Here is a 6,053-nt window from a genome sequence, read left to right as displayed (position 1 = left end):
AAACTGCAAACTACAAACTGCAAACTGCAAACTACAAACTACAAACTACAAACTGCAAACTGCAAACTACAAACTGCAAACTGCAAACTACAAACTGCAAACTGCAAACTCCAAACTCCAAAACCGCTCACTCCAAAACCGCTCACTCCAAAACCGCATCAAAACCGCAAACTGCACCAACCTGCAATACTACAAACTGCAACCTACAAAACCTGCAAGCTGCTATATCGCCAAACAACCACGAGGTCACTTCCGCCGCTTGCTCGCAACGATGTTATGGGTCTTGGACAAATACTTCTTGACCTGCTGATAATCAGCACTGGCAACGCCTGCGAACAGGATGTCGATGACCGTCAGCATGGCGATGCGCGACCCCATTGCGCCGCTGCGGAGCGAGATCTCCGGCGTAGAAATGCTGAGCAAAATATCCGCGCGTTCGGACAGTTCGCTCTTGTTGTACTTCGTAATCGCAATAATATGCGCGCCATTCCTTTTGGCAATGTCCAGCGTCTCCAATATTTCCACGGTCTCGCCGGAGTTGGAAATAAAAATGGCGACATCGCCCTTCGACAACAACGTCGCGGCTGTCAGCTGGCTATGTCCGTCGACGTAGGCGTGGCAAATTTTATTAATGCGCGTAAATTTCTGCTCCGCATCCTGGCAGACAAGACCGGAGGCGCCGATTCCGAAAATACGATGCGCTTGCTGGTGCGCAGCACCTGTATCGCTTTCGATATCGCGTCGCGGTCGATGACGCTGAGCGTATCCTCGATCGATTTGATATTGTTGCGGCTAATGTTGGCAATAATCGTCTGCAGATCGTCGCCCGGCTGAATATCGGTATGCTGATCGCCCGACTCTTCGTCCATGGAACCTAACGAGGCGGAAATGCTGACGATAAAGCTTCGATAGCCATTGTAGCCCATCGTCTTGCAGAAGCGAAGCACGGAGGCGTCGCTCGTCTTGCTTGCCTTGGCCAGGCTCTTGATGGAAAGATGCGGAATCTCCTCTTTGTTCGCCAGTATATATTCCGCGACCATACGCTCGACAGGCGTCAGACTGTCTTTCCGGTCCCGAATCTTGATCAACACATTATCGTTTATCGCCATTGGCCGTTACCTACCCGTCTAGTATTTTGCGCAACTAAATCGTATACGCAATGGTGATATTTTACAAGTACCTCTGATTGTAAAATTAAAAATCGATATATTTCTATTCTATAAAATTTTATTACAATACTTTTTTATCATTTTGAATTCATAAATGCAAATTCGGTTTATGCCGCAATAAAGAAACAACCGCTGAAGAGTTACTCGGCGGTTGTTTATCGAGCAGTTGCGCAAGTACGCAAACATTTGTGTAGAGCAATGCGTTATTTGGTGACTTTCAAGGCTGGTTTTTGGCAAGCTGGATGATCTCTAGCGGGTTCACAATTAATACGACCTGTCCGTCGCCCAGCAAGGTGGAACCGGAAATGCCGGGTATGCCCGCCAGGTGCCCGTCCAACGTTTTCATGACAAATTCCTGTTCATTGATGAGCTTGTCCACGACAATACCGAATTTTTCCGATCCATTGGAGATAATAACCGTATTTAATTCTTCATCGTTCATCGTTCTTTCGCCGAGCATGAACAACTTGCTCAGCCATTCAATGCCAATGACATCCCCTCTGAGGTGTACGAAATACTTGCGATTGAATTCATGGATCTCACTCGGGTGAATTTTTACCGTCTCGGAAATGTTGTCGATGGGAATGATGTACGTTTCGTTCAAAACATGCACCGTCAGCCCTCTTGAAACCGCAAGCGTAAGCGGAAGCTGTATGACCATTTTGGAGCCTTTGTCCACTTCGCTGTCAATCATAATGCTTCCGTTGATTTCTCGATATTGCTCTTCACAATATCCATTCCGACCCCGCGGCCCGATACCTCGGTAATTTGACCGGCTGTACTGAACCCTGGCAGAAAGATCAGATTGATCAGTTGGCCTTCTGTCATTTTGTCCGCCTCTTCCTCTGAAATCAAGCCTTTATCAATGGCCTTCCGCTTCAGAATCCGGGCATCCATTCCCTTACCGTCATCTTCGATCTCAATGTAGACATGCTTGTTTTTATTGTACGCCCTTAACGCAATCTTGCCTGTTTCGCTCTTTCCCTTCCGCCTTCTCTCTTCGGGATGCTCAATGCCGTGGTCGGCCGCGTTTCGAATCAAATGAACGATCGGATCGCTGATCTGCTCGACAATCGTTTTGTCAATCTCTGTATGTTCGCCCTCCATGAACAATTCCATCTTCTTGCCGGTGCTTTGTGAAATGTCACGCACAATTCTGGGCATTTTTTGAAATACCGTCTTGACTTCGATCATTCTCATGGACATGATGGCATTTTGCAATTCATCCGATATTCGGTTGATCGCAGCCCCTACCCTTTTCACTTCCTTCGACATCTCCGGAAGGTCATACTCTACATTTAATTTGGCCGCGATATGGATAAAGGCATTTTTCGCGATCAGCAATTCGGAAATCATATTCATCATCTTGTCGAGCTTGTCCTGGCTTACCCTTATGCTCGGCATGCTCGGCGTCAGAGCGGCTTTTGCGGCCGATCCTTGGACCTCGAATCCATGCCGGCCTTCCGATCGGGCAAAGACTTTACATAGGAGATGCAATCGTCCATTTTACGTAATAGCACCGCGTTCGGTATGGAAACCCCATTGTCCAGCGCCACGGATTCCAACGATGCTTTGAAATAGCGCACGATCTCGCAACAGACGGACAATACGTTCTCATCAAAGCGGATTCCCCGATCCCGAATGCGTTCAAGCAACGTTTCAAAAGTATGTACGACATCCGAAAATCCTTGACGATCGCAAAATGGGGACTCTCTTCCGGCACCGTTGCGATAAACAGGTCTGTCCCCTCTTTTATGCTGCGAATGGCTCTGAACAGTTCGTTGATGGCGTCCCGGTCGGGTTCTTCTTTCTCCAGCTTGCCCAAGATTTGATTTTCGATCTTGTCGATATGCTTATAGGTCTCAAACAGAAACTGTTCCTTTACATCCTTGGCTGTTGTTTTCGTCAACGCCTCGGACTGCGATATTTCTGCTTGGGGAGCTTCGTATATGATTTCCCGCTGCTTTTGTTTGTTCAAGATTGCATTTGTTTTTTCGGCAAGCTCATTCATGCGGTTATCATCGTCAAAATCGATAACCAGTTCCGCACCGTCATTTGATCGATCATGCTCTTTAACTTTCCGGCTCAACCGGATCGTATAATGGTTTAACAAATCGGCACAGATCAGCAAATGATCGATAAGCTCGGAATCGACCTCCGCGTTCTTCTCCCGAACCGCAACCAATACCGTCTCGATGTCATGGCTAAGCTTGGTTATGAAGTCCAACCCCAGAAAGGAGGAGCCTCTTTTGATCCCGTGCACCCTGTTATATATGTCATCTGCCAATGCCAAGTCGGCGGAGCATGCCTCAAGCTTGAGTATCCGTTTATCAAGATCCTCCTGGCCATTCTTCCACTCATCCAGAAGCGTCTTTAATAAATCAACATCCTCGGGATGAAAAGCATAGCGCATCCAATACACTCTCCTCACTGCACGCAGGGCAAATCAATGACGCGGTACGCTACCCTTGCTCGATCATCTCGGTTTTGAATATACAATGCTGTCTCCGATCCTCTGCATGCTATAGGCCGAAGAAATTCTTCCGACAGATTCGGAATGACCTAAAAAGATGATGCCCCCGGGGTTTAAGCTTCCGTAGAAGCCGGATAAAACGGCCTTTCTTGATTCGTCGTCAAAGTAAATCAGGCAATTTCTGCAAAAGATAAAATCACAACCCGTAATATTGCTGATGGCGTCCGAATCCATCAAATTGATTTTCCGGAAACGGACCAGCTTTTTCACTTCGAGATTGACAAGATAAGACTCGTTCTTTTTCGTAAAATATTTTTTCAAATATTCAGGAGGCACATCTCGAACGGACCTGTACTCATACAAGCCGATCCTTGCCGTCCGAAGCACGTCCGTATTAATGTCCGAGGCAACAATTTGCAGATTCCATGTTTCGGGTTCATCCAGCATTTCCTGAAGAATGATGGCTAAAGTGTACGGCTCCTCCCCTGTCGAACATGCCGCGCTCCAGATTTTGATATTTCTGTTCTTATTCTTGTTCTTTCCCTTTACAACCATCGGAAGCACTTCTTCGGCGAAATTCCTAAGTTGCGGATAGTCCCGGAAAAAATAGGTTTCATTGACGGTTAGATCATTGATCAACCTGTCAAATTCGGTTGAATCCTTGGCGAACTTCAGCAGGCGGTAATAATCATCAATGCTGTCCATTTCCAGCATTTCGGCGCGCTTTTCGAGCCGCTTCTGGACGTAATACTTTTTATTGTGTTCATAAAAAGGCCTGTTTTTTGATAGACCATTTTCACAAATTTATCGTACAGATCATCGGACAAAACCATTTCATCACCGATTTCTTCAGGAGATTGCAATCGTCTCTTTCATGGCTGCTCTCCATCTTTCCAGTTTTTTAATTGCATCATCCACGACTTCCAATACATAATCGTCGCTTTTCAAAGGTTTTAATATACAGTCATTCGCCCCAAGCTCCAGACACGTCAATAGCCGGTCCAGGGTTGAATGGGCTGTCATCATAATCACTTGCGTCAAAGGATCGTATTCCCTGATCTGCCTCAGAAACTCCACGCCGTCGATCTCCGGCATCATCATATCCGCAAGAAGGATGTGATATTTCTTCTTTTTAAACATTTCCAGGGCAACAGCAGGTTTGGCGTATCGCTCGACCTGATTGTATCCGGCCGAAGCATAAGTTTTTTGGAGCAGGTCCGATATTGCCGTTTCATCCTCCACAATCATGATGCTGTATCCGCTCATTTCATAGTCCTCCATACGTTACGTTTCATTCGGCCACAAAAGAAATGTTGTTCCCTAACGCTGCGTCCACTTCCGTATCGAACAACTCGAAAGGTTCGATCGTGCGAATGGAATCAAAAATATTGACCATTCTTTTTCGCGAGGAATGACGGATCAGGACGCTCATGACGATTCCCATGTCCTGAAGATGTCTTTTCAGCTCGATCAAACGTTTCAGTTCGGATTCGTGAATCATTTCAAGCCGGCTTAAATCCAACAACAATTTGCGCGTGCCCGATTTGTCCATTCGTTCGATAAATCGTTCGAGACCTTCTGTAAAATGGCGGTGCCTGGCTTTATAAATTTTAAAGATAAATTTCCCCCTGACATGACCGTAAACCATCTCGAACAGCCCCAGATACTTTTTACAGAGAGTTCTGAAGAGCTTGTCCTGAATTCCCCTTTTCCCGCCCGCCGCACACAGACACAGATTATAAAATGCTTCGATTTCCTGTTTCAGGTTTTGCCCGATGGTATGGAACCGGATACGGCTGACGGCTTCCAAATTTTTTTATACTGCTCATGAACGAGCCCGGTATATTCCTCCCTATTAAAGTCGTTTCGAGGATGAAACAGAAACGGATACATTTTGGGATACTCTTGAAAAAAAACTTCAAAAAAACGGCGGCTGTCCCGATCGTACGGTATAGCCTGGTTCAGCATGCGATGCTCCGAGAGGTCGGAAATGGCCACCTTCTCGACATACATCACATCGAAATAGGTGTATAATTCGACTTCCTCCAAGTCCGACTCTATAATCATATGCAGCGACGAAATATTCGGGTTTGCCGAAGCTTCGCATATATCCTCATCGGATACATTCGTATATACAACCGAGCCGACATCTTTGATATTGTTAAAAATCATAAACAGGGTGGGGGCCATCATCGGAATATCGTCACTGAACGAAATACAGATGAAATATCGATTGATCCCCGCCCGCTCCATTCCCTTTAACGTGCTGACAACCTTGTCTCCCCGGGACGTATTCTTCCCGCCGCTTCCCGCTTCCGAATTGGCTTTAAGAATTCGATCGATTTCTTCTTCCAGCATTCCGGCAGCCTGAACGAAATCGTCGCGGTCGCCCTCTCGGGCCATCGTTTTTT

The 6,053-nt window shown here is 46.4% G+C and carries 7 protein-coding genes and 1 pseudogene; all 8 read right to left on the bottom strand.

Features of this window, described 5'->3' with window-relative positions:
• Positions 1-246: 246 nt before the first annotated feature.
• Positions 247-1,109: pseudogene (locus PACILC2_RS18535) on the bottom strand (MurR/RpiR family transcriptional regulator).
• 277 nt (positions 1,110-1,386) lie between these two features.
• Positions 1,387-1,863: a chemotaxis protein CheW gene (locus PACILC2_RS18530; protein WP_213530055.1), complete on the bottom strand. Its 477-nt coding sequence runs from the start codon at positions 1,861-1,863 to the stop codon at positions 1,387-1,389.
• Positions 1,860-2,573 carry a chemotaxis protein CheA gene (locus PACILC2_RS18525; protein WP_280515343.1) on the bottom strand — a complete coding sequence of 238 codons (714 nt, stop codon included), beginning with the start codon at positions 2,571-2,573 and terminating at the stop codon, positions 1,860-1,862. The genes PACILC2_RS18530 and PACILC2_RS18525 overlap by 4 nt, the downstream gene beginning before the upstream one ends.
• 76 nt (positions 2,574-2,649) lie before the next feature.
• Positions 2,650-3,582, bottom strand: coding sequence for an Hpt domain-containing protein (locus PACILC2_RS18520; RefSeq protein WP_213530051.1), 933 nt, complete (start codon positions 3,580-3,582; stop codon positions 2,650-2,652).
• Between the two features lie 63 nt (positions 3,583-3,645).
• Positions 3,646-4,356 (bottom strand): CheR family methyltransferase, encoded by a 711-nt coding sequence (locus PACILC2_RS18515; protein ID WP_213530049.1) that lies wholly within the window; start codon positions 4,354-4,356, stop codon positions 3,646-3,648.
• 135 nt (positions 4,357-4,491) lie between these two features.
• Positions 4,492-4,908: a response regulator gene (locus tag PACILC2_RS18510; protein ID WP_213530047.1), complete on the bottom strand. Its 417-nt coding sequence runs from the start codon at positions 4,906-4,908 to the stop codon at positions 4,492-4,494.
• 25 nt (positions 4,909-4,933) lie between these two features.
• A complete protein-coding gene (locus tag PACILC2_RS18505; protein WP_213530045.1) occupies positions 4,934-5,290 on the bottom strand; it encodes a hypothetical protein in 357 nt (118 codons plus the stop codon).
• A gap of 113 nt (positions 5,291-5,403) precedes the next feature.
• Positions 5,404-6,053 (bottom strand): hypothetical protein (locus PACILC2_RS18500; RefSeq protein WP_213530043.1); only part of this gene is annotated, 650 nt, incomplete at its 5' end.

This window comes from Paenibacillus cisolokensis (genome assembly GCF_018403665.1).
Taxonomy (GTDB): Bacteria; Bacillota; Bacilli; order Paenibacillales; family Paenibacillaceae; genus Paenibacillus_AH; species Paenibacillus_AH cisolokensis.
The sequence above is the reverse complement of the archived record's forward strand: the minus strand, read 5'-3'. Positions and strand labels throughout refer to the sequence as shown.